The 21,282-nt window shown below is 69.3% G+C and carries 20 protein-coding genes; 11 read left to right on the top strand and 9 right to left on the bottom strand.

Going from position 1 to position 21,282, the window contains the following annotated elements; genetic code table 11:
* Positions 1–102 precede the first annotated feature (102 nt).
* The 6 genes from ACS5PN_RS13075 (at position 103) to ACS5PN_RS13050 (ending at position 6,411) form a co-directional block, all read left to right on the top strand.
* Positions 103–894, top strand: coding sequence for a hypothetical protein (locus ACS5PN_RS13075; protein WP_439464393.1), 792 nt, complete (start codon positions 103–105; stop codon positions 892–894).
* A 106-nt stretch (positions 895–1,000) separates the two neighbouring features.
* On the top strand, positions 1,001–1,975 hold the full coding sequence (locus tag ACS5PN_RS13070; RefSeq protein WP_439464392.1) for a hypothetical protein: 975 nt from the start codon (positions 1,001–1,003) through the stop codon (positions 1,973–1,975).
* A gap of 49 nt (positions 1,976–2,024) precedes the next feature.
* Positions 2,025–3,062 (top strand): TolB family protein, encoded by a 1,038-nt coding sequence (locus tag ACS5PN_RS13065; protein WP_439464391.1) that lies wholly within the window; start codon positions 2,025–2,027, stop codon positions 3,060–3,062.
* Entirely contained in the window at positions 3,059–4,048 is a 990-nt protein-coding gene (locus ACS5PN_RS13060; protein ID WP_439464390.1) for a hypothetical protein, read from the top strand. Before ACS5PN_RS13065 ends, ACS5PN_RS13060 begins: the two co-directional genes overlap by 4 nt.
* A 1-nt stretch (position 4,049) precedes the next feature.
* Positions 4,050–5,681, top strand: a complete 1,632-nt coding sequence (locus ACS5PN_RS13055) for a hypothetical protein (RefSeq protein WP_439464389.1) — start codon at positions 4,050–4,052, stop codon at positions 5,679–5,681.
* A gap of 16 nt (positions 5,682–5,697) precedes the next feature.
* Entirely contained in the window at positions 5,698–6,411 is a 714-nt protein-coding gene (locus ACS5PN_RS13050; RefSeq protein ID WP_439464388.1) for a DUF6683 family protein, read from the top strand.
* Between the two features lie 21 nt (positions 6,412–6,432).
* Here the strand turns inward: ACS5PN_RS13050 and ACS5PN_RS13045 are convergent, their stop codons facing one another.
* The 5 genes from ACS5PN_RS13045 to ACS5PN_RS13025 form a co-directional block, all read right to left on the bottom strand.
* Positions 6,433–7,212, bottom strand: a complete 780-nt coding sequence (locus ACS5PN_RS13045; RefSeq protein WP_439464387.1) for a hypothetical protein — start codon at positions 7,210–7,212, stop codon at positions 6,433–6,435.
* A gap of 40 nt (positions 7,213–7,252) precedes the next feature.
* A complete protein-coding gene (locus ACS5PN_RS13040) occupies positions 7,253–8,890 on the bottom strand; it encodes a TIGR02594 family protein (protein ID WP_439464386.1) in 1,638 nt (545 codons plus the stop codon).
* A 157-nt stretch (positions 8,891–9,047) separates the two neighbouring features.
* Complete coding sequence (locus tag ACS5PN_RS13035; protein ID WP_439464385.1) at positions 9,048–9,701, bottom strand: hypothetical protein; 654 nt, start codon at positions 9,699–9,701, stop codon at positions 9,048–9,050.
* Positions 9,702–9,762: 61 nt separating this feature from the next.
* Positions 9,763–10,851: a hypothetical protein gene (locus tag ACS5PN_RS13030; RefSeq protein WP_439464384.1), complete on the bottom strand. Its 1,089-nt coding sequence runs from the start codon at positions 10,849–10,851 to the stop codon at positions 9,763–9,765.
* Positions 10,852–10,863: 12 nt separating this feature from the next.
* On the bottom strand, positions 10,864–11,637 hold the full coding sequence (locus tag ACS5PN_RS13025; protein ID WP_439464383.1) for a DUF1521 domain-containing protein: 774 nt from the start codon (positions 11,635–11,637) through the stop codon (positions 10,864–10,866).
* A gap of 136 nt (positions 11,638–11,773) precedes the next feature.
* Here ACS5PN_RS13025 and ACS5PN_RS13020 point away from each other — a divergent pair, with 136 nt between their 5' ends.
* The 3 genes from ACS5PN_RS13020 to ACS5PN_RS13010 all read left to right on the top strand — a co-directional run bounded on the left by ACS5PN_RS13020 (position 11,774) and on the right by ACS5PN_RS13010 (position 13,630).
* Positions 11,774–12,295, top strand: a complete 522-nt coding sequence (locus tag ACS5PN_RS13020) for a DUF1697 domain-containing protein (RefSeq protein ID WP_439464382.1) — start codon at positions 11,774–11,776, stop codon at positions 12,293–12,295.
* 110 nt (positions 12,296–12,405) lie between these two features.
* Positions 12,406–12,690 (top strand): hypothetical protein, encoded by a 285-nt coding sequence (locus ACS5PN_RS13015; protein ID WP_439464381.1) that lies wholly within the window; start codon positions 12,406–12,408, stop codon positions 12,688–12,690.
* 82 nt (positions 12,691–12,772) lie between these two features.
* Complete coding sequence (locus tag ACS5PN_RS13010; protein ID WP_439464380.1) at positions 12,773–13,630, top strand: alpha/beta fold hydrolase; 858 nt, start codon at positions 12,773–12,775, stop codon at positions 13,628–13,630.
* Here ACS5PN_RS13010 and ACS5PN_RS13005 read toward each other — a convergent pair.
* The 3 genes from ACS5PN_RS13005 to bglX form a co-directional block, all read right to left on the bottom strand.
* Positions 13,600–14,898, bottom strand: coding sequence for an ABC transporter ATP-binding protein (locus tag ACS5PN_RS13005; RefSeq protein WP_439464379.1), 1,299 nt, complete (start codon positions 14,896–14,898; stop codon positions 13,600–13,602). The two genes, ACS5PN_RS13010 and ACS5PN_RS13005, sit on opposite strands and share 31 nt — an antisense overlap.
* Before the next feature lie 168 nt (positions 14,899–15,066).
* Positions 15,067–16,797, bottom strand: coding sequence for an ABC transporter permease (locus tag ACS5PN_RS13000; protein WP_439464378.1), 1,731 nt, complete (start codon positions 16,795–16,797; stop codon positions 15,067–15,069).
* A gap of 99 nt (positions 16,798–16,896) precedes the next feature.
* Positions 16,897–19,155 (bottom strand): beta-glucosidase BglX, encoded by a 2,259-nt coding sequence (bglX, locus tag ACS5PN_RS12995; protein WP_439464377.1) that lies wholly within the window; start codon positions 19,153–19,155, stop codon positions 16,897–16,899.
* A 100-nt stretch (positions 19,156–19,255) separates the two neighbouring features.
* On the opposite strand from bglX, the gene ACS5PN_RS12990 reads away from it, so the two are divergent.
* On the top strand, positions 19,256–20,086 hold the full coding sequence (locus tag ACS5PN_RS12990) for a helix-turn-helix domain-containing protein (RefSeq protein ID WP_439464376.1): 831 nt from the start codon (positions 19,256–19,258) through the stop codon (positions 20,084–20,086).
* 184 nt (positions 20,087–20,270) lie between these two features.
* Positions 20,271–20,507: a hypothetical protein gene (locus ACS5PN_RS12985; RefSeq protein WP_439464375.1), complete on the top strand. Its 237-nt coding sequence runs from the start codon at positions 20,271–20,273 to the stop codon at positions 20,505–20,507.
* A 93-nt stretch (positions 20,508–20,600) separates the two neighbouring features.
* On the opposite strand, the gene ribA is transcribed toward ACS5PN_RS12985, so the two are convergent.
* Entirely contained in the window at positions 20,601–21,215 is a 615-nt protein-coding gene (ribA, locus tag ACS5PN_RS12980; RefSeq protein ID WP_439464374.1) for a GTP cyclohydrolase II, read from the bottom strand.
* Positions 21,216–21,282: the final 67 nt, after the last annotated feature.

Below are 21,282 nucleotides of genomic sequence, written 5' to 3'. Positions count from 1 at the left end.
GGATTCGGTGTTTTTCAGTCGCCACCGGATCCAGATGCCTCGCACTCAACCAACCACTGCGGCAGGGTCTGCCGCAAGACCCCTCAAATTTTGGAGATCGACATGGGATCAGCAATTAGCAGCGTTTTCGGTGGCGGCGGCGCCGGTGGCATCCTGGGTGCCGTGGGCGGCATCGTCGGTGGCATCTTCGGCGGCCCGATCGGCTCGATGATCGGCCAGGCCGTCGGCAACCTGCTCAACGACGCCCTCGGCAAGGCCTTCAACAACGTCGTCGACGACATGGTCAGCAACCACGGCATGCCCAAGTTCCTGGGCGACGAGGTCAAGGCCAAGGCCGGTGAAACCCTGGGCGGCCTGATGCACGGCGGCATTCCCAACGAAGCCACCCAGGCGGCCAAGGACCACTTCGGCCCGGCCATCAACGAACTGGCCCACAACTTCGCCAACGACCTGAGCTCGCTGATCCTGCAAGCCCTGGGCAAGAAGGCGGCCGGTGGCGAAGAAGGCTCGACGGGCGCCGTCGGCGGCAAGGGTGGCAAGACTGCCGGTGGTGGCTGGCTGCAGGCCATCGCTGCCGCCATGGGCCAGGCCCTGGGCGACAAGGCTGCCCAGATGGTGTCGCTGTCCGAGCAGATGACGACGCTGAATGCCCAGGCCAAGACCGGCAGCGACGCCGTCAAGACCGCAGCGGCGAACGTCAAGAACGACGATGCCCAGAGCAGCGCGGCCCTGCAAGGTGCACAAAGCAAGGACCAGCAGAACGCCCGTGACTTCAACATGGCCATGACCCAGTTCCAGGCCACCAGCCAGGAATACAGCATGCTGAACAACGTGTTCTCCACGGCCATCAAGGCTCTGGGCGAATCGCTGTCTTCGATGGCACGCAAGCAGTAATCCTTCCCTCTGCGAGGGCCGCGCGGCTGCTTTTTGCGGCCGCGCGGTTTCCTCATTTTGGAAACCCGTCCCGATCGGCCCTCAACCCGCGATGCGAATTTCGGCCTTGTCCGCGCTGCTGACGCTCAGCCTCCTGAGCGGCGTGGCGGCGTCGGCGCAACCGGTCTCGGATGCCGCCTCCGGATATGTGTTGTTCCGGGACGCCCAGGGCGCCTTGGTCAGAAGCACACCGGACGGCCGGAGTGCCGGCGTCCTGTCTTCCCGGCTGGATGACAAGGTGCGGATCGCGGTGCTTGCCGCCGGCCGTCAATACGCCGTGTTCCAAGCCAAGTCGTCGCGCCTGGACACTGTCGCCGTCTACGACATGGCAACGGCGCGTCTGCAGTATTCGCAGGATGTGCCGGCGCACACGGACATTGCCGGGCCCTTGTTCGGCGATCCCGACACCTTTCTGCTGCGGACCTTCGTCGGTGCCACCGACAACGGCAAGGCATTCGTCGTCAATCTGCGCACCGGCGCGCTGCTGGGCACCCTCACGACACAGGGCACGCCGGATGCGATCGAGGTGCTGCCCGACGGCCGCATCTACCGCATCAACGGCAAGACGGGCCGCATCGCCGTGGCGGGCGCCGACGGCGAATGGCGCGAGATCGGCATGCTGCGGCCACCGTCGGAGCTGAAGATCGGCACCTGGAAGCTCAGCCATGCAGGCGACAAGCTGGCCATCTCCTACGGCAGGGTGGATCGCATCGGCGTCTACCGGTCCGACATCTGGGTGGCTCGGATCGACGGCAGCGGCCAGTACCGCCTGACCAACCAATGGGACATGAAGTTCCCCCTCTGGTCGCCCGACGACCGCCGGATCGCCTTCCAGGTCGACACCCGCTCCAGCATGGTCGGCGCGGGGCTGCAAGGCGGTGGATTGACGGGGCAGTGCGGCTATTGGCATGTCCCGGCCGAAGCGACCGGTGTGTCCGGCATCGCTTCCCAGCAGGTCCACCCGGTGGCCACCGAATTTCTCGTGAGCGCCGAGGGAGCGTCGGCGTCTCGCATCTGCAAAGTCGTTGGATGGGAGCGCTGATGGCTGCCACCCGCCAATGGGATTTTGATTTCCGACTCGAGGACCAACCGTGAAACCACGCTTCGCCGCATTCCTTCTCTGCTCTGCCCTGACCGCCCTGCTGACCGCATGCGGCGGCGGCGGCTCCTCCGGTGGCGACACGCCCACGACGCCGACCACGCCGCCCACCACGCCCGTCGACCCGCCGACGCAGCCCACCGGACCGACCGGTTCGCTGTGGCACAACGACTTCGCGCTGGATCTGCGCAACGGCGTGCAGCTGTCGCCGCTGAATGGCGACGCGCCGACGCAGATCACCAACCAGACCGACAGCGACATTGCCGTCTGGCCCGATGGCAAGCAGTACATCGTCACGCGCCGCGACATTGCGCGGGGTGTCACCGACATCACGGTGATCGACCGCGCCACCGGCAATGCCGTCTACCAGGGCCAGGCGACCGGCTATCTGCGCGGCGTCGAGCCCTCGCCCACCGACAAGCGCCTTGTCAAGGTGCGCCAGGGCGAGAACTCGGCCTCCCCCTTCGAAGAGCATGTGCTTGACCTCTCCACCATGCAATCGCGTCTGGCCATTGCCGACAGCGACTGGTTTGCGTGGATGCCCGATGGGCGCTACATGCTGATCAGCCTGGGCACCGGCAGCATGCGCGTCGCCAGCCTCGGCGGTACCGGCGAGACGGTCGCCGGACAACTGCAGGTACCGGCGGACCGGCGCACGGGCCAGTTCGGCGTCAGCCCGGATGGCAAGCGTTTCCTGATGCCGCTGACCCGCCGCGGCAGCGCCACCAACGAGACCGACCTGTGGATCGGCAACATCGACGGCACGGGCTTCGAGCAGTTCACCGACACCAAGGTGTTCGCTGGGGCGGCGTGGTCGCCGGACGGGCGCTATGTTGCCTACGTCACCGACACCGGCATTTCCTGCGGCGCCGGCACCTGCCAGGGCGTGTGCGAGCAGTGGTACTCGGCGGTCGACCAGCGCAAGGTGAAGGGCATGGTGGGCACGCCTGGCAGCGACATCTTCACCGTGCGCAGCCGTTCCGGCGGAACGACGCGCCTGGGTTGCTCGGTGCTGGCCTGGACGCCGTGAAGCTGGGTTCTCGGCGATACCACCGCCGCTTCGCCCTGCTGTCGCTGCTGGCGTTCTGGGGCGGCGCTGCCTTCGCGCGCGACGACCGCCCCGCCGGCATGCTCTGGCACGACAGCTACACGCTGGACTATCACCGCGGCGTGCAGGCGTCGCCGCTGGATGGCCGCCCGTCCGTCGCCATCACGAACAACAAGGACATGGACATTGCCGTCTGGCCGGACGGTCGCCAGGTGGCCGCGACGCGCTATGACGCGCGCGACCGCACCACCACGTTCGTGGTCATGAACCCCGCGACCGGCAAGGCGGTCTACAGCGGCACGCTCGACGGCCATGTCAGCGATCTGTCGCCTTCGCCCACCGACCGGCGCCTGGCCAAGGCGCGCCTGAGCGAGACTTCGCTGACCGCCTTCGAAGAGCATGTGCTGGACTTGGCCACGCTGAAATCGCGCTACCGCATCGCGGACGATGACCATTTCTCCTGGATGCCCGACGGCCGCTTCATGCTCATCAGCATCAAGACCGGCCGCATGCGCATCGCGAGCCTGGACGGTGGTCCCGAGACGCTGGTCGGTCGCCTGGACATCCCGCCCGAGCGTCGGATGGGTGAGTTCGCCATCAGCCCGACGGGCCGCGAATTCATCATGAAGCTGCCGCTGCGCAACGCCGTGCCCAAGGAGGCCGACCTGTGGATAGGCAGCATCGACGGCTCGCGCTTCGAGCAGCTGACGCAAGCACGGGCGATCGGCTCCGCGCTGTGGTCGCCGGACGGCCGCTATGTGGCCTACACCGTCGACACCGGGCATTTCTGCGGCATTGGCGCCGGGGGCGGCTACTGCGTGGGCAGCTGCGACCAGTGGTACACGCCCGTCGGCCTGCGCAAGGTCAGGGGCTTCAAGGGCACGCCGGGCGCCGAGGCCTTCCAGGTCAGCAACCGGAGCGGCCAGCCCCATGAACTCAACTGCCATGTGCTGGCGTGGACGCCCTGACATGAAGGCCGCCGCTGTCGCCGCCTTCGCCTGCAGTGCCGGTCTGGCCGCGGCCGCAACCCCGCCCGCTGACCTGGCAGCCAATGCTGCAGCCCTGACAGAACTCGTCAACGCCGTCAGCCTGGACGTGATGTCCGAGGCCGCTCTCGAAGCCTGCGACGACATCGGTGCGGCGTCCACGCCGCAGATGCGCAGCGCCTGGGTGGCCTGGCGCGACAAGCACCAGATCGCGCCGTTGCGCATGGTGGTCATGGAGCTGAAGCGCCGCCAGGGCAGCAGCGTGCCGCCGTGGACGACCATCACCGAGCCCATGCGCCAGCGCGTGCTGGCCGATCCGGCGCCCGACAAGGTCTGTGCCGGCCTCATCAACGACTGGCAGGGCGCAGGTATGGATGCCTCGGCCCAGTTCCCTCAGGCGCGTGCCGCGGCCATGACGCTGGTGAGGGCCAAGATGGTGTCTGCGCCGGAGATGCCCGCGCTTGCGCCCGGCGCCGTGCGCGGCCAGGTCTTTCTGCCCAGCCAGATGGCGGCGCTGGCGGCGCAACAGAAGCACACCTGGAGCGCCATCTCCGACGAGGAAGCCCAACGCACGCTGGGCTTTGTCTACATCAAGGGCCGCGTCGAGCGCTGGGGCGCGGACGGGGACCGCTTCCAGCTCGTGCAGGAGCAGGGCGAGCGGCGCGCCCGGCTCAGTGTCACCCTGGGCATCGATGCCGAACCCTGGGTCGGCCGCGAGGTCGTCATGCGCGGCCTGGTCACATCGCTCAGCGCCGGCTACGTGAAGCTGTCGGCCGCCGCCGTGGTCGGCGACCCCTCGGGCCTGACGCCCTCCCCACTGCCGCAGGCGGCACTGGAGCGCAAGGAGGTGCTGCTGCAGCGGGTGTTGAAGGCACCCGGACAGGGCCTGCCCGACAAGGAGCTCGCCGCCGTCGTCATCCACGGCGAGAGCAACTTCAACAACGGCACGCATTGGGACGAGGACGTGCGTTTCCTGCTGCGCGACGGCACGGCATACCGGCGCACCGAGATGCCGCCCGACCAGCTCAATGTCGCCGCCTCGCGCCAGCTCGAGCCGCAGCGCTGGGGCCGCTGGCGCGCCAGTGGCAGGAGCTACGAGATGCAGGCCCAGGACGACAACGGCCGGCCCAAGGACGACTGGAAGGCCGAGAAGCATTACGCCGTCAAGCCCTGGCCCCAGGGCGCGCGGCTGGAGGGGTCTTTCAGCCGTGGCAGCTTCAGCGGCAGCCTGGCGCTGGGCGGCACCTCGGCCACGCGCAGCTTCCGCTTCACGCGCGACGGCCGTTTCGAGCGCAGCTACAGCTCGTTCTCCGGCTCCGGCACGCTGGCCGCCACGATGAACAACGTCAACATCGCCGCCTCGTCCCATGGCGACGGCAAAGGCAGCAGCAGCAGCGGTGGCGGCACCGTCGGCGGTCCCTTCGGCACGGCCGGCGCCGTGAGCTCGCGCAAGCAGGACGACGGCGCCAGCCGCCGCGGCCGCTACCAGCTCAGCGGCTATGTGCTGCTGCTGGACTACGACGACGGCCACCAGGAGCGCCTGCTCAGCTTCCCCGTGCACGACGACAACAAGACCGTCTATGTGGGCAACGGCAGCCTCAGCCTCGACAAATGAACTTCAGGAGTCAACCGTGAAACGACTTTCCCGCACCCTCGTTCTTGCAGTCGCCTGCGCCGCCGCGCCGGTCTTCGCCCAAGTCGCCCCTTCCCTCAGCCTGGCCGAGCAGATGCGCGGCATGCTGAGCAAGCCGCCGGCCACGGCGACCGCCGCTGCACCGACCGCGCCGGTCTTCAGCCCCGCGCCTGCGGTCACGTCGGCCAGCGCGCTGGCGGCCCTCAACGCGCCCCTGGTCGTCAACGGCCCGGCCCAGGTCCGCCAGTCCGCGACCGAGCTGGCGCTGCGCTTCCCGGCCCAGCATCGTGGCGCCATGACCAAGGCCTATGAGGAATCCTTCGTGTTCTGGCAGAAGCTCGAGACGCAGCTCGGCCTGACGCCCAACGACGTCGCCGCCGGCGTGGCCGCCTTCATCGCCGGCAACTACAGCGCCTTCATGCAGCAGCAGGTGCCGGACGAGGACTTCAAGTCCCTGGTGCTGCAGATGCAGGGCATGCTGTCTCGCAATGCCGGCTTCACGCAGAGCAGCCCGGCTGCCAAGCGCGCGATGTTCGAGCAGCTGGCCATGGTGGGCACCTTCATGGTCGTCTACCGTGAGCACCTCAACCGCCAGCCCAGCGCCAACGAGGAGATCAACTTCCGCAACGCCGCCAAGGCGAATCTGGAAGTGGCGCTGGGGCTGCCGGTGGAGCGCATCCAGATCGGCCGGCAGGGGCTGGTCGCGCGCTGAGGCCTGGCTTGGTGCGGGTGCTCAGCGCCCGGCCTTGCAGTCGCGCATGACGGAGGGTGAGGCGTTGAAGCCCTCGATGCGCCAGCCCTGAGGCGTCCACGCCGCCGTCATCGCTCCCGCGAAGCTGACCCACTGGTTGCGGCGGTTGCTCAGCGGCGGCATGTCCAGCCGCGGGCTGTCGGTGGCCATCAGGATGGCGCGCAGGTCGGTGCGCTGCACCGGCGCGGGAACGTCGGGCAGGCAGCGTGCCGCGTGGCGCATGACGCTGGCGGGCGCTTTCACATCGTCCGGCCCCTCGACAAACAGCAGTTGCGGCAGTGACAGCTTCTCCAGGGCCGCGCCGTCATCGCGGGCGATGGCCTCGCGCAGGCTGCGCCAGAACTGCACGAAGGCCGCATGCCTGTCCACGCTGGATTGGCAGCCCTTGCCTGCCGCAGCCAGCATGAAGGTCGACGGCAGGACCAGGGCCCCGCAGGCGGCCGGTTGCAGCGTCACGGCATAGCCCGCCGCCGAGCGGCTGACACGCAGGGCGTGGTCGCCGCCTTCGCTGCGGTCGCGCCACGTGAAGCGCCAGCTGCCGTCGGGCTGCTGGATGGGTGCACCCTCGGTGGACAGGTCGCATTCGCGGGTGCCCGCCGCGATCGACACGCTGGCGCCCAGCGGCGCGCCCTGCTCGTCCAGCGTCAGCGCGGCACGATGGATGTCGTCGGGCGCGCAGGCCAGCAGGGTCGGCAGATCTGCCCGCGCTGCGACGGACAGGCCGGCGAGCATCAGGAGGGCGGCAAGGGGACGCAGCAGCATGGGCGCGAATGGGAGGCCGGGGGCCTGGCAGTATCCGCAGTCAGGGCGCGCGGCGCACGCCGATCGCGTCACTCAAACGGCGGACAGACTCGGTCACCGCATCGGGCCGCGTGCCGTCGGCCAGGACCTCGCCACGCTGGTTGCCGCCGACGACGCGCACACGGCCGCCGTCCAGCACCTCCGACACGATGGCGACATGGCCTTGCGCCGGGTTGTTGCCGCGCGGGAAGACGATGACGTCGCCCGGCTTCACATGTTGGGCGTCCCGGGGCACGGCCTGGCCCCAGTTCAACCAGCTGCGCGCGGCGGCACTGCGGGTGCCCTGCACGCCCGCCTGCTGCATCGTCCAGTTGACGAAGGAGGAGCACCAGGAGGTCTCGTCGTCCCGGGCCTTCAGCGTCGTGGCCTGGTGGTACTCGACGATGCGCGGGTTGTCGCCGCTGCCGGCGATCTCGTGCGTGCCGATCTCGGCGCGGGCGATCTGCAGGTGGCGCGGTATGCCGGCGTTCGGTGCCGCCGCCGGGGCGGCCGTGGCGACAGCGGGTGCCAGCAGGCCCTGGCGCTGCAGGGCAGCTTCGAGGGCGTTGCTGCGGCGCAGCTGGTCAGCCCGGATGACGGCCTGCACCTGGGCCTCGGTGGGCGTGCGGCCGTGCAGCTGGTTCTGGGCGATGGTGGCGAAGCCGCTGCCGGCCAGGCCGCCGCGCTGCAGCGGGAAGCGCTCGCCGGTGGACGCATCGACGAAGCTGTTGACACGCAGCTGCGTCAGATGCGCCGTGTCGATGGGCTGGCCGCGCAGCGTGCCGAGCTGGTCGAGGAAGCGACCGGCCGCCGACTCCGACTGGTTGAACAGGTCGAGATAGGCCGAGGCCAGGCGGGCGTTGTTGGGGTCCAGGCCGGCACGGCGCGCGGCGGCTTCGTAGGCGGGCAGCTGGCCGCTCAATTTCTGCAGCTGGCGGCTGTCGGCATCCGTCGCGCTGGTGGCGGCGTGCTGATAGGAAAAAGAGCCGCGGTTGTGGGCCGCGTTGCCGGGGTCGGTGTGGCCGCCATAGGCCGCGGTGAAGCTGCCGTCGGGGCGGCGCGTGCCTTCGGCGCTGCCGATGACGATGGCTGCCGGCGCGTTGGAGCCCAGGGCCGGATCGGTGAAGCGCTGCAGGTCCAGCGAGGGGGCGCGTTGGCCGGCCAGTGGCGCTGCCGCCTGCTGGATGGCCGCACCCTGGGCCGTGCGCAGGCCGGAGCGCACCGCAGCCTCGCCCGTTCCGGCGGGAGCTGGCGTGGCGGCATGCGTGGGGCGATGGATGAGGTCGCCGACATGCAGCAGGTCGGGATCCTGGCCGCGACCGTGGCCGGCGTGGGCGCCGAGCTTGCCGGCGTCGAACTGCGGGTTGGCGGCCAGCAGCTCCTTGACGCTGATGCCCCAGCGGTCGGCGATGCCGGCCAGGGTCTCGCCGGCGACGACGTGGTGCTCGCGCTCCAGGCCCGGCGTGGCGACGGGGATGACCAGCTGCTGGCCGACCTGCAGCTTGTCGGGGTCGTGGCTGCCGCGGCCCATGCGGCCGTCGGCCTGGGCCACGTCCATGTGATTGGCGCGCATCAGGGCCTCAGGCGAGATGCCGAGGCGGTGGGCGATGCCGGTGAGGGTGTCGCCGTTCTGGACGCGGTAGTTCTGCAGGGCGGTCATGAAATGTCCTTCTCCGCCAAGCCTGGCGGGCTGACTTCCATTTCAGACGCAAGCCGCGCATCGCGCCAGCTGCGGCTGGCCGCAATTCGGGGCAGCCGCAGCTAGGGTCGGCCGCAACGCCTCGGGCTGCAGCGATTGAAGATCGAGTCCGCCACGCTCAGTTGGCGTGGTAGCCACCGGAGACGGCGTCGGCGACCATGCGGGTCCAGGTGTCGAGATGGACGAAATCCACCGAGTCCGGGAAGCGGTGGGCGCCGAACAGCAGGGCCTCGGGGTCCAGCACGGCTTGATGCGTCTCGGGCGTCGGGTGCTTGAGCTCGGCCAGCAGCACGACGCGGCGCGACGTGTGCATGTCGTCGGCGAGGTCGCCGGCATCCAGGTTCAGGCCCCAGTGCCAGTCGCCGTTGGCGTGGCGGATGGCCTCGCCCAGGCTGGTGCCCAGGTCGCCGAGCAGGCTGTTGACGATGAAGGGGCCGCTGCGCGGGCAGTCGGGCCAGGGCTTGTGGCGGGGCAGGCGGTTGAAGGCCGGCAGCTGCGGCCAGTGCGCCTTGGCCCAGGTGTTCAAGGCCTTGGCATAGGCGGTGCCGTGCAGGGCCTGCGAATCGGGGCCTTGATGGGCGAGCAGCCAGTCGCGCAGCCGCCGCTGGCGCTCGTCCAGCGTGGCCTGGAACCAGTCCAGGTTGGCCTCGGCCTGGCTCTCGCTCAGCGCACGTCCCGACCCGGCATGGGGCAGCTCCCAGGCGGGGTAGTCGCTCAGGTCCCAGGGGGCGGCTGCGCTGCCGCCCAGCCAGCGCTGGATCAGGTTCAGCATGGTCACTCGCGCAAATGAAGATGGGCGGCCCCGAGAGGCCGCCCTTGGCAACAGGCCAATCTCAGAACCAGCCTTTTACCGTATCGAAGACGCCGCGGCCCGCCGCATCACCGGCCAGGGCGCCGCCGATGCCACCGATGATGCCGCCCACCACCGTGCCGACGCCCGGGAAGATGGCCGTACCGATGGCCGCACCCGCTGCCGCGCCGCCCCAGCCACCCAGGGCGCCGCCCGTGATGCCCGAGGCCGTGCGGCCGGTGTTCTCGCCGATGCGGCCGCCGTCGGCGTGGTAGGCCTGGCCCAGCGAGATGGCGTCGAGCACGAGGCCGACCGGCCGCGCGACCTTGCCCACACCTTCCAGCACGCGGCCGGAGCCGCGCAGCATGCGGTTGGCGCTCAGGGCCTCCGCGTCGCGGGCCACCTGGCCGCGGATCTCGCTGTCCAGGCCGGTGCGGCCGACCTTGGACTCCACGTCGATGCGCTGGCGCATGCGCCGGTCGGTGGCGGCCGGCTCGGCCACCACGTCCACGCGCCGCGCGCCGCCCTGCACAGTCACCTCGGTGCGCGCCGGCACGCCGGCCGCGCGGAAGCGGTCGGCGATGGCATCGCGCGCCAGGGCGCCGTTGGTGTTGTTGGCGACGGCCGAGGGCACGCCCGAGCTGCGCGTCAGCGAACCCGGCGGCGAGGGATGCACCGCCTGGCCCACGTCGATGCCGTTGCTCTGCAGCAGCTCGGTCAGCCCGCGCGTGAAGCCGCCCTTGCCCGTCCAGGCGCTGGTGGTCGCCTCCCAGCGCTTGGTCAGGATGGGGTTGTCGATCAGCAGCTGGCTGCCCTGGCGGGTCCAGGCCTGGCCGGCGGCCCAGAGGCCGCCGGGAACGGCTTCACGGGCCGCCTGAAGCAGGTCCTGGTGGTAGTGGGCGACGTCGCCGGGATGGCCCGAGGCCAGCAGGTGCTGCTCGATGGCGGCATGGGCCGTCTCGGCGCCCTGCGGGTCGCTGCGGCGCGCGTCCACGACCCAGTGCGAGAGGCGCTGGGTGTCGACGACGCCGGTGCGCGGGTCGGTGGCGCGGCCGACGACGTCCGCCGCCGGGTTGCCGGCGGGCGGGGGCGCCGAACGGCTGCCCGAGACTGAATCAACAGCGGCAAGCATGGCGGCCTCCGCTCAGAACTCCAGGCGCGCCACGGTCAGCGAGAAACGGTGAGCGTCGCGCGTGGCGGGCTCGCGGTTCTCGCCGCCGTGGTTGCCCAGGGCATGCAGGAAGGCGCCGCTCAGCGAGGCCGACAGCAGGCCCGAGAAGGCGTTGAAGACCTGGTGCAGGAAGTTGACCGCCTGCTTTTGCGTGCTGGGGTCCAGGCCCGGGTTCTTCTGAAGGTCGGTCTTGTTGATGTAGCTCTGGTCGACCTTCTGGATCTGGCCGTTGCCATCCACCGCCAGGAAGCCTTTGCCTGCCGGGTTTTCCTGAAGCACATTGCCATCGGCATGCGTCCAGTCCAGCGTGCTGCCCCAGCCGGCGGCCTCGTTGATCTTGAGGTCGCCGACGGTGTTGGTATCCACGCCGCTGATCTCGACACCGTAGTCGCCATTCGTGATGGCGACCTTGCTGGCGAGGGTCATGCCGTTGCCGGCGTTCCAGGGCGTGGTCTCGATGGTGACCTTGGTGCCGTCCTCGAGCGCAAAGGTCGTGGTGCCCCAGAAGTCGAAGGCGTGCGCGCCGTCGATGTTGACGTGCGGGTCACCCCAGATGTTGTAGTTCTCGCCGGTCTTCTTGTTGAAGATGTTGACGGTGTTGTCGTCGCCGGCGGTGATGCGATAGTTGTCGTTCTCGAACACCGCCCGGCCGCCCTGCATCGAGGTGCTGGCGTGCGTGGGGTTGGTGCTCGGCAGAGCGGAGGTGGCGGTCAGCGACGTGGTGCCGGCCGTCTGGATGCTGGTCATGGGGTTCTCCTCGGAGGGGTTTTTCAGTCGCGTGGCCATTGCATGCGGACTGGCCCGAAGTCGCTAGCTGCGGCCACCCGCAATTCGGGGCAGCCGCAGCTAGGGTTGGCCGCAAGCGCAGCCATACTTCGCCCCCATGCCCCGTTATGTCGCCCTGCTGCGTGGCGTCAGCCCGATGAACGCCAAGATGCCGGAACTCAAGCGCTGCTTCGAGGAAGCCGGCTTCACCGACGTGAAGACGCTGCTGAGCAGCGGCAATGTCGTGTTCTCGACAGCTCGCTCGGCATCTCTCCCGACGCTGCGCAAACGCTGCGAGAAAGCCATGCGGGACGGCCAGGGCCACAGCTTTATGACCCTGGTGCGCTCCACGGCCTATCTGCAGGCCTTGCTGGACAGCGACCCCTTTGGCGGCTTCAAGCTGCCGGCCGGCTCCAAGCGCGTCATCACCTTCCTGCCCGAGCCGCTGGATGCCAGCCCCGTCGAGTTGCCGGCCCTCTGCGGCGAGGCGCGCATCCTGGCCGTCAACGGCGGCGAGGTGCTGTGCAGCTATGTGCCCGAGGCCAAGGGGCCGGTTTTCATGCACCTGCTGGAGAAGACCTTCGGCAAGGCCATCACGACGCGCACGGTGGACACGGTGACCCGCTGCGCCCACGCCTGAAGCGCGGGGCGGAACTCCCCATTTGCGGGGGGCGCGACGTTCTTCTTCACCTGCCCGGACGCCCCCGGCTGGCCAGAATGGCAGCCAGAGTTGTCGAAGGGAGCAGGACCATGACGAGCGCCATCCGTTTCAAGCCCAGGTTCTGGCTGCAGGCCGGTGACGCGAGCTGGTATCCGGCACCGTGGTGGGCCGAAACATTCCCGCTGCTGGACGCCTTCGCCGACCCCGCGCACACCCGCGCCGAGCAGATCGCCCGGGCGCACGAGCTGCGCGAGATCGTCGAGCGGGGTGAGCGGGTGCTCGGCACCGCGCCCGGCGGTGCCCGCGTGGTGAGCGACGCGGTGCTGGCCGTCTACGCCCGGGCGGGCGTGAGCCATCTGCTGTCCCAGCACTGAGGGCTGGACGGCCTGTTCCTTCCGGCGTGCAGCCTGTCGCATCGCCGTTGAATCGCTGGACCCGGCCATTGAGCATGGCCGGATGCTCAAACCCTCCACCCCTTCCCCCGTCCTTCGCCGCACCCTGGCCGGCCTGGCCTTGTGCCTGAGCCTCGCGCCTGCGCTGGCGGCTTCACCCACCGCCGCCCTGGAGTCCGTGCAGGGCCATCGCGTCGAATTCCTGAAGGCCGGGCCGCCCAAGGGCGCACCCGTCGTCGTCTTCGAGAATGGTGCGCGCATGACGCTGGACAGCTGGACCGCCGTCGTCGAGACGCTGTCGCGCGACGCAACCGTCCTCACGCACAACCGCCCGGGCTATGGCCAGAGCGAGCCGGCCGAAGGGCCGCGCAGCGGCGAGGCCGTCGTCGAGGAGCTGCGTGCCCTGCTTGCGGCCCAGGGGCTGAAGCCGCCCTATGTGCTGGTGGGCCACTCCCTCGGCGGCCTGTACATGCAGTGGTTTGCGCGCCGCTACCCGCAGGAGGTGCAGGCCCTGGTGCTGGTGGACGCCGTCTACCCGCGCATCATCAAGAAGCCCGAGGACTTCCCCTGGTATGCGCGCTGGGGCAAGCGCCTGCTGATGTCGCGCGCCGTCTCGGACGAGGTCGACCAGATCCACGCCACCGGCGAGGCCGTGCTGGCCCTGCCGGCCTTCGACGACTCCCGCATCGTGCAGCTCTTCAACGTGCCCAAGGACAAGACGGCCGTGGCCGTGGACTTCGGCGTCGTCGACGACAGCCCGGCGACGGTGGCCTTCGTGAAAGGCCTCTACCCGCGCGCCCGCAAGCACATCGTCGACTCCGACCACCAGATCCAGACCGACAAGCCCGAGCTCGTCGTCGCGGCCATCCGCGAAGCGCTGGCGCTGCGATCTCAGGCCGGCTCGTCCGATTCGGGGAGGTGAATCAGGCCGGTGTGGAAGTCGTACTCGAAGACCTCGCCGTAGCGCGCCCATTCGATGGCCACGCGCAGCACGCGCTCGGCCTCGGCGGCGTCCATGCTGTCCATCAGCAGCTTCAGGAAGGGCTCTTCCTTCAGCTCGCCGTCGGCCTCCTGCTCCAGGCTGTGGCGGATGAAGGCGGCCAGCGGCACATGCTCGAGCAATTGCTGGCCGAAGAGCTGGCGGCGGAAGTCGTGGCTGCCGTCGACATAACGGTGGCCCAGCGGCGTCATCAGCAGGTCGCCGCCGCTGAGCTGGGCCAGGCCCAGGCGGTGCAGGGCGTCGGCCAGGGGCAGCACCTCCTCGTCGGTGAGCTCGCTCTCCTCGACCAGCTGCGGCAGGTCGGCGCGGCCGCGGAAGGGGTCGGCCACCAGCAGCTCCAACAGGCTTTCCATGCGGCCCACGTCGGCCTCGGGCAGGCGGTCGGACAGATGCGGCTTGGCCGGCTCCTCGGCAGCGCCCGCTGTCGGTGCGGCACTGGTCATGAGCTTGTAGACCTCGTCGATGAGCAGACGCACCTCGGCGCTGTCGGCGCGGCGCGGCCGCGGCAGCGTGATGGGCAGCTCGGCGCGCACACGGCCCGGGTTGCTGGCGAAGATCAGCACGCGGTCGGCCATCATGACGGCCTCCTCGATGTTGTGCGAGACCACCAGCATGGCCTGCGTGGGCATCTGGCCGCCGTCCCACAGCTCCAGGATCTCGTTGCGCAGGCGCTCGCCGGTCAGCACGTCCAGGGCCGAGAAGGCCTCGTCCATCAGCAGCACGGCCGGCTGCATGACCAGGGCCCGCGCCATGCCGACGCGCTGGCGCATGCCGCCCGACAGCTCGCGCGGCAGGGCGCCCTCGAAGCCGGCGAGGCCGATCAGCTCGATGGCTGCCTCGGCACGCTGGGCCCGCTCGGCTGCGGCCACGCCGGCCGCCTCCAGGCCCAGCTCGACGTTCTGCTGCACCGTCAGCCAGGGGAAGAGGGCGAAGCTCTGGAACACCATGGCGATGCCGGCCGCCGGCCCGAACAGCGGCTGGCCGCGGTAGTGCACGTCGCCGGCATCGGCCGGGATCAGGCCGGCCATGATGCGCAGCAGCGTGCTCTTGCCCGAGCCCGACTGGCCCAGCAGCGCGACGATCTCGCCCTTGGCGAGGGTGAAGTCCACGTCCTCCAGCACCGAGCGCAGGCTGCCGTCGGAGGACTTGAAGCCCTTGGCCACGTCTTTCAATTCGATGAGTGTGGTCATGTCAGTTGAACCTCGTGTTTTGCGGGCCGAGCGACGGGCCGCTCCCTAGCCGGCCCGCTCTGGCGATGTGCTTACCGGTCGATACGGCAAGCATCGCCGTCCCCGCGGGGGACCGACCGGGCACGCCGGCGTTCAGCGCGGCGGGACTGGGCGAGGGGCAGACAGTCATCAGAAATGCATCCTTTCTTCAGCGATGCGATACAGCCGCCGCCAGACCCAGTGGTTCATCGCCATGACGAAGACGCACATGACGCCGATGCCCAGCGCGATGCGCGGGAAGTCGCCCGCCGTCGTCATCTGCTGGATGTAGCTGCCCAGCCCCGCAGCCTGCAGTTGGGTGTCGCCCCAGGTCACGTACTCGGCCACGATGCTGGCGTTCCAGGAGCCGCCGCTGGCCGTGATGGCACCGGTGACAAAGCTGGGGAAGATGGCCGGCAGCAGATAGCGCTTCCAGGCCAGCCAGCCCTTCAGTCCCAGGTTCTGGGCGGCCAGGCGCAGCTCGGTCGGGATGGTGGAGGCGCCGGCCACGACGTTGAAGAGGATGTACCACTGCGTGCCGAGGATGATCAGCGGCGACAGCCACAGGTCGGGGTTGAGCTTGTACTTGACGATGACGAGGACGGCGACCGGAAACACCAGGTTGGATGGGAAGGCGGCGAGGAATTGCGCGATGGCCTGCACGCGGCCGGCGATGCGCGGATTCAGGCCTATCCACACGCCCACCGGCACCCAGATCAGCGACGCGACGGCGATCAGCACCAGCACGCGGGCCAGGGTGTACAGGCCCAGCTGGAAGACATGGGCCGCCTCGCCCCAGCCCACCTCGGTGTGGATGAAGCTGACCAGGCGCCAGATGGCGAACAGCACCAGGGCTGCGATCAGCGCATCCCAGGCACGCGCCCACAGCGGGTTGGGCGGCTGGGGCTTGGCACGGATGGAGCGGCCGTCGTAGCTCTTCTTCAGCGGCGCGAAGCTGGCCGTGATCCAGCGCCCCGGCCACTCGCCGAACTTCTGCAGCAGCTGGGTGCGGCGCAGCCAGGTCAGCAGCCAGGACTGCGGTGCGTTGTCGCTGCTGGCGCCCTCGAAGCGGAACTTGTCGGCCCAGGCCAGCAGCGGCCGGAAGAACAGCTGGTCGTAGAGCAGGATGCCCACCAGCATGCCCAGGATGGCCCAGCCGATGGCGCCCAGGTCGCGGGCCTCGATGGCGACGGCGATGTAGGAGCCCACGCCCGGCAGCTTGATGTCCTGGCCGGCCACCGAGATGGCTTCGGACGCAACGACGAAGAACCAGCCGCCGCTCATGCTCATCATCATGTTCCACAGCAGATTTGGCATGGCAAAGGGCAGCTCCAGCCGCCAGAAGCGCTGCCAGCCCGACAGCTGGAAGATGCGCGCCGCTTCCTGCAGCTCGCCCGGCACGGTGCGCAGCGACTGGTAGAGGCTGAAGGCCATGTTCCAGGCCTGGGACGTGAAGATGGCGAACAGCGCGGCCAGCTCGACGCCGAGCAGGTTGCCCGGGAAGAGGGCAATGAAGGGCGCGACGGCAATGGCCTGGAAGCCCAGGATGGGGATGGACTGCAGGATGTCCAGCAGCGGCACCAGCACCTTCTCGGCCGCCCTCACCTTGGCCGCCAGTACCGCGAACACGCAGGCGAACACGACCGAGGCCGCCAGGGCCAGGAACATGCGCAGCGTGGTGCGCAGCAGGTAGTAGGGCAGGTAGGCGACGTCCAGGCTCAGCGGCAGGGGCTGGCCGAGATGGAAGGGCCGGGCCATGGCCGCCGCGGCCATGGCGAGCAGCACCAGCACCGCCAGGACCAGGGGCAGCAAGGCCCAGTCCCAGCGGTTGATGCCCGCCTCGACGGCGGTACGGGTGAAGAAGAAGCGGCGTTCGGTCATGGCTGCAGCGGAGCGGAACCGCGCAGCCTAGCCCGGCTTCGTTAGCCGGGTGTGAAGCCTGCAGTGCCGGGGCTTGCGCCCAGCTTGCAGTGCAGCCGATCAGCGCGTCAAGCGGAACTCTGCGTGGGCCTGGGCGGTCGAGCTGCCACCCACCCAGACATCGAAGGCGCCAGGCTCGACGCCCCAGGCCATGGTGGCCGGGCTCCAGAACTTCAGCTCTTCGCGGCCCAGCGTGAAGCTCACGGTCTGCTCGGCGCCCGGTTGCAGGTTCACGCGCTGGAAGCCCTTGAGCTCGCGCTGCGGCCGCGCGGCGCTGCCGGCGCGCTGGTGGATGTAGAGCTGCACCACCTCGTCGCCGGCGACCGCGCCGGTGTTGCGCACCTTGACGCTGACCTTCACGGGTTCGCCCGCGCGGGCCGTCGTGCGGTCCAGCGTGGGCGCGCCATAGGCAAACGTCGTGTAGCTCAGGCCATGGCCAAAGGGGTACAGGGGCGAGGAGGGCGCGTCGGTCGAATAGCGCGACGTGAAATTGCGGTCGGCCTCGTTGGCGTGGGTGAGGTTGTGGTTGTAGTAGGCCGGCACATGGCCGGTGCTGCGCGGCCAGCTCACCGGCAGCTTGCCGCCCGGGTTGACGGCGCCGCTGAGAACGTCGGCAATCGCATGGCCACCTTCGCTGCCCGGGAACCAGGCCTCGACGATGGCCGGCACATGGGCGTCGGCCCAGGCGATGTCCAGCGGCCTGCCGTTCAACAGCACCAGCACCACCGGCTTGCCCGTGGCGACCACCGCTTGCAGCAGGGCCTGCTGGTTGCCCTGCAGGGCCAGGGACGCCACCGAGGCGGCCTCGCCGCTCATGTTGGCGCGCTCGCCCAGCACCATGACCACTGTGTCGGCCTGGCGCGCGGCCTCCACGGCCTGGGCCAGTTCGGCCTGCTGTTCGGCAGCGGGCATCAGGGCCGGAGCGGGCTTGCCGTCGTTGGCGTCCCAGGGCAGGGCGTAGGCACGCTGCATGTCACCGCCGCGCGAGAACGTCACCTCGGCCTGGGGCCAGCGCGCCTTGATGCCTTCCAGCACCGTGACGCCCGCGCCCTTCTCGACCGTCCACGAGCCCTTGATGTCTTCGCCGCTGTCGCCCAATGGGCCGATGACGGCGATGCGCTTCAGCGCAGCCGCGAGGGGCAAGGCGCGGCCCTCGTTGCGCAGCAGCACGATGGAGCGCTGTGCGGCCTCGCGCGTGGCGGCGCGGTGGGCGGGGTCGTTGAAGACGGCTTCCTTGCGGGCCGGGTCGCCGTAGGGCTTCTCGAACAGGCCCATGCGCAGCTTGACCGTCAGCACATCGCGCACGGCGTCATCCACCACGCGCTGCGGCAGCTTGCCGGCCTTCACCAGGGCCGGCAGCTGGCGCATATAGCTGTTGCTGGCCATGTCCATGTTGACGCCGGCCTGCAGGCCGCGGGCGGCGGCATCGGCGTTGTCGGCCGCATAGCCATGGTTCTCCAACGACTGCACGGCGAAGGCGTCGCTGATGACAAAGCCCTTGAAGCCCATGTCCTGGCGCAGCACGTCGCGCAGCAGCCAGCGGTTGCCCGAGGCGGGCACGTCGTTCAGCGTCATGTAGGCCGACATGACGGTGCCGGCACCGGCCTCGACAGCGGCGCGGAAGGGCGGGAAGTAGACGTTCTGCAGCAGCACCTCGGGCACATAGACCGAGTCGTAGTCGCGCCCGCCGTCGGCCGCGCCATAGGCCGCGAAATGCTTGACGCTGGTCAGCACCCGCTCGGGCGTGCCCAGCGCCGGCCCCTGCAGGCCACGCACCTGGGCGCGCGCCATGGCGATGCCCAGAAAAGTGTCTTCACCCGCACCTTCCACGATGCGGCCCCAGCGCGCATCGCGGGCGATGTCGACCATGGGCGTGAAGGTCCAGTTGATGCCGGCCGTCCACGACTCCCTGGCCGCGATGGCCTGCGAGCGTTCCACCAGCGCCGGGTCCCACGTCGCGGCCATGCCCAGCGGCACGGGAAAGACATTCTTGTAGCCGTGGATGACGTCGTAGCCGAACAGCAGCGGGATGCCCAGGCGGCTCTCCTGGACCGCCACGCGCTGCAGTCGGGCGATGAGGTCGGAGTCAATGGTCCACAGCACCGAACCCGCCTTGCCGGCACGGATGAGCTCCTCGGGCTTCTCCTGGTTTGGGCCGGGCACTTCGGCGCCCAGCTGGGTCAGCTGGCCGATCTTCTCTTCCAGCGTCATGCGTGCCAGCAGGGCCTGGGCACGTTGGGCCACGGGATCGGGCGGCGCGGCGAACGCGGTGCCGGCCAGCAGGCTGATCGCGGCTGCGAGCGGGAGAAGTCGGGCCATCGGGAGTCTCCGTTGTTGTCGTTGTGAGCGACGGCGACTCTAGGGACGGCCGGGACGGGCGTGAATCGCCGCGCGGGCGATCCACCTATAACATCGGCCGATGCGAGGTGTGATCGGATCGACCGGGCCCATGATGCCCATGACGGGCTATTTCAACAGCCGCTCCGAGCCGCGCCAGTGGGTGGAAGGCAATCTCGCGCACTGGAACGGCTACTTCACGCTCAGAGGGAAAGGCGAGGTCCGCTTCGCCAACGAGACGGTGCAGACCAGCGTCGGCGAGCTGCTGCTGCTCGCGCCCGGCCACCGGCGCAACTACCGCATCCCCGACCCACGCATGGGCTGGGAGTTCTACTGGCTGCATTTTCGGATGACGCCCCGGCTGGGCGAGCAGCTGGACTGGTTCGAGCCCTCGCGGCCCTGGCAGTCCCACGGCGTGACGAACGTGTCGCTGCGTGTCGAGCTGGCCTCGCAGCTGGAGGCGGCGCATCGCTTCAATCTCACCGAACCCGACCTGCCTCAGCGTGAAGCCATCGTCGAGGCATTGCTCGAAGCCTTTGTGCTGCGGGTGGCGTCAGCAGCCACCAGCCCGAGCGGCGCCAGCCCGGTAGACCCCCGCATCGAGCGCGTGCTGGAATACTTCCACTGCGATCTGGCCACCTCGGTGAATGTCGACCAGCTGGCCGAGATCGCGGGCCTGTCGCGCTCGCAGTTCTGCCTGCTGTTCCGCCGCGGCACCGGCCGTTCGCCCCAGGCCTATATGGAAGACCGGCGCCTGGAAATGGCGGCCCACTATCTGCGCACCACCGGCCAGCCCGTGGCCGAAATCGCCGAGATGGTGGGCTTTGCCAGCCCCTTCTATTTCACGCAGCGCTTTCGCCGCCGCCATGGCCTGAGCCCGAGTGGCTATCGCGGCCAGCACAAACGCAGCTGAACAACGACTCGTTGCAGTTCTTGTGGCTCGTGGCCGTCTCGTCGCCTAACGGCACAACTCGTCTCCCCAGCTTGCGCTTCACGGTTGTATCCGGCGTCTTCTCCTACAGGCATGGAACGTCAGAAGCCTAAGGTAGTGAAGACGGCGGTGCACGGTGTGCCGCCGATCTTCTGAAGGAAACGACATGGCCAACCAACGTCAATCCAGCGACAAGCAACAGTCCCAGGGCGGACAGAACGTCCAGCAAGGCGGTCAGCAGCGCGATCAGAGCCCCGGCCAACAGAACCAGCAGGGTTCGGGCAGCAATTCGCCTCAGCAAGGCGGTCAGAGTGGCCAGTCCATTGGCCGTGACAGCCAGCAGGACCAGCAGCGCGACAAGTCAGGTCAGTCCGGCCAGCAGCAGGGCTCCAAGAACCGCTGACTGCGCAAGGGCTTGCGGGTGAAGCGTCGCGAGATGCCAAGCCCGGTCTAGCCGAGCCACAGGCCAGGGCCGCTTTCGCGCGGCCTTGGCCTTTTATTCGAAGAGATGACCGAGGTCGTGGTGGCCCATGGACTCGGCCTTGGTGCGCAGGTATTTCTCGTTCTCGGGGCTGGGCCGCGTCAGCGAGGCTTCGCGCTCCACCACGTCGATGCCGAATTCGGCCAGGGCGGCCATCTTCAGCGGGTTGTTGGTCAGCAGGCGGATGCGCTGCACGCCCAGGGAGCGCAGCATGCAGGCGGCGGCGTCGTAGCGGCGCGCGTCGATGGGCAGGCCGAGCTGGGCATTGGCCTCGATGGTGTCGGCACCGGCGTCCTGTTCGGCGTAGGCGCGCAGCTTCTGCACCAGGCCGATGCCCCGGCCCTCGTGGCCGCGCATGTAGATGATGGCGCCACGACCCTGGGCGGCGATGCGCTTCATGGCGCTTTCCAGCTGGGGCCGGCAGTCGCAACGCAGCGAGCCGAAGACCTCGCCCGTCATGCATTCGGAGTGCACGCGCACCAGCGGCGGCTCGTCGCCGGGCTGGCCCGTCAGGTCGCCCATGCTCAGCACGACATGCTCCTGGCCGGTGTCGTCCTCACGGAAACCGTGGATGGCGAACTCGCCATAGGGCGTCGGCAGGCGGGTGGAAACGATGCGTTCGATCTTCATGACGGGTGCCATTGTCCCCCTCGCGGGGAAAACCCGCTGTCGCCCGGGTTAGGCTGTCGCCCCCAAC

Origin of the sequence: Roseateles sp. NT4, from assembly GCF_051857475.1 — a bacterium.
Classification (GTDB): Bacteria; Pseudomonadota; Gammaproteobacteria; order Burkholderiales; family Burkholderiaceae_C; genus Pelomonas.
Note: the sequence above shows the minus strand (reverse complement) of the source record. Positions and strands in the feature narration are given on the sequence as shown.

Excerpts from the sequence above, each read along its gene's own strand:
- ACS5PN_RS13025 (WP_439464383.1), bottom strand. The coding sequence starts at position 11,637 with ATGACCAGCATCCAGACGGCCGGCACCACGTCGCTGACCGCCACCTCC.
- ACS5PN_RS12985 (WP_439464375.1), top strand. The coding sequence starts at position 20,271 with ATGGCCAACCAACGTCAATCCAGCGACAAGCAACAGTCCCAGGGCGGA.
- ACS5PN_RS13005 (WP_439464379.1), bottom strand. The coding sequence starts at position 14,898 with ATGACCACACTCATCGAATTGAAAGACGTGGCCAAGGGCTTCAAGTCC.
- ACS5PN_RS13010 (WP_439464380.1), top strand. The coding sequence starts at position 12,773 with ATGCTCAAACCCTCCACCCCTTCCCCCGTCCTTCGCCGCACCCTGGCC.
- ACS5PN_RS13000 (WP_439464378.1), bottom strand. The coding sequence starts at position 16,797 with ATGACCGAACGCCGCTTCTTCTTCACCCGTACCGCCGTCGAGGCGGGC.
- ACS5PN_RS13030 (WP_439464384.1), bottom strand. The coding sequence starts at position 10,851 with ATGCTTGCCGCTGTTGATTCAGTCTCGGGCAGCCGTTCGGCGCCCCCG.
- ACS5PN_RS13035 (WP_439464385.1), bottom strand. The coding sequence starts at position 9,701 with ATGCTGAACCTGATCCAGCGCTGGCTGGGCGGCAGCGCAGCCGCCCCC.
- ACS5PN_RS13075 (WP_439464393.1), top strand. The coding sequence starts at position 103 with ATGGGATCAGCAATTAGCAGCGTTTTCGGTGGCGGCGGCGCCGGTGGC.
- ACS5PN_RS12990 (WP_439464376.1), top strand. The coding sequence starts at position 19,256 with ATGCGAGGTGTGATCGGATCGACCGGGCCCATGATGCCCATGACGGGC.
- ACS5PN_RS13055 (WP_439464389.1), top strand. The coding sequence starts at position 4,050 with ATGAAGGCCGCCGCTGTCGCCGCCTTCGCCTGCAGTGCCGGTCTGGCC.
- bglX (WP_439464377.1), bottom strand. The coding sequence starts at position 19,155 with ATGGCCCGACTTCTCCCGCTCGCAGCCGCGATCAGCCTGCTGGCCGGC.
- ACS5PN_RS13020 (WP_439464382.1), top strand. The coding sequence starts at position 11,774 with ATGCCCCGTTATGTCGCCCTGCTGCGTGGCGTCAGCCCGATGAACGCC.
- ACS5PN_RS13015 (WP_439464381.1), top strand. The coding sequence starts at position 12,406 with ATGACGAGCGCCATCCGTTTCAAGCCCAGGTTCTGGCTGCAGGCCGGT.
- ACS5PN_RS13045 (WP_439464387.1), bottom strand. The coding sequence starts at position 7,212 with ATGCTGCTGCGTCCCCTTGCCGCCCTCCTGATGCTCGCCGGCCTGTCC.
- ACS5PN_RS13040 (WP_439464386.1), bottom strand. The coding sequence starts at position 8,890 with ATGACCGCCCTGCAGAACTACCGCGTCCAGAACGGCGACACCCTCACC.
- ribA (WP_439464374.1), bottom strand. The coding sequence starts at position 21,215 with ATGAAGATCGAACGCATCGTTTCCACCCGCCTGCCGACGCCCTATGGC.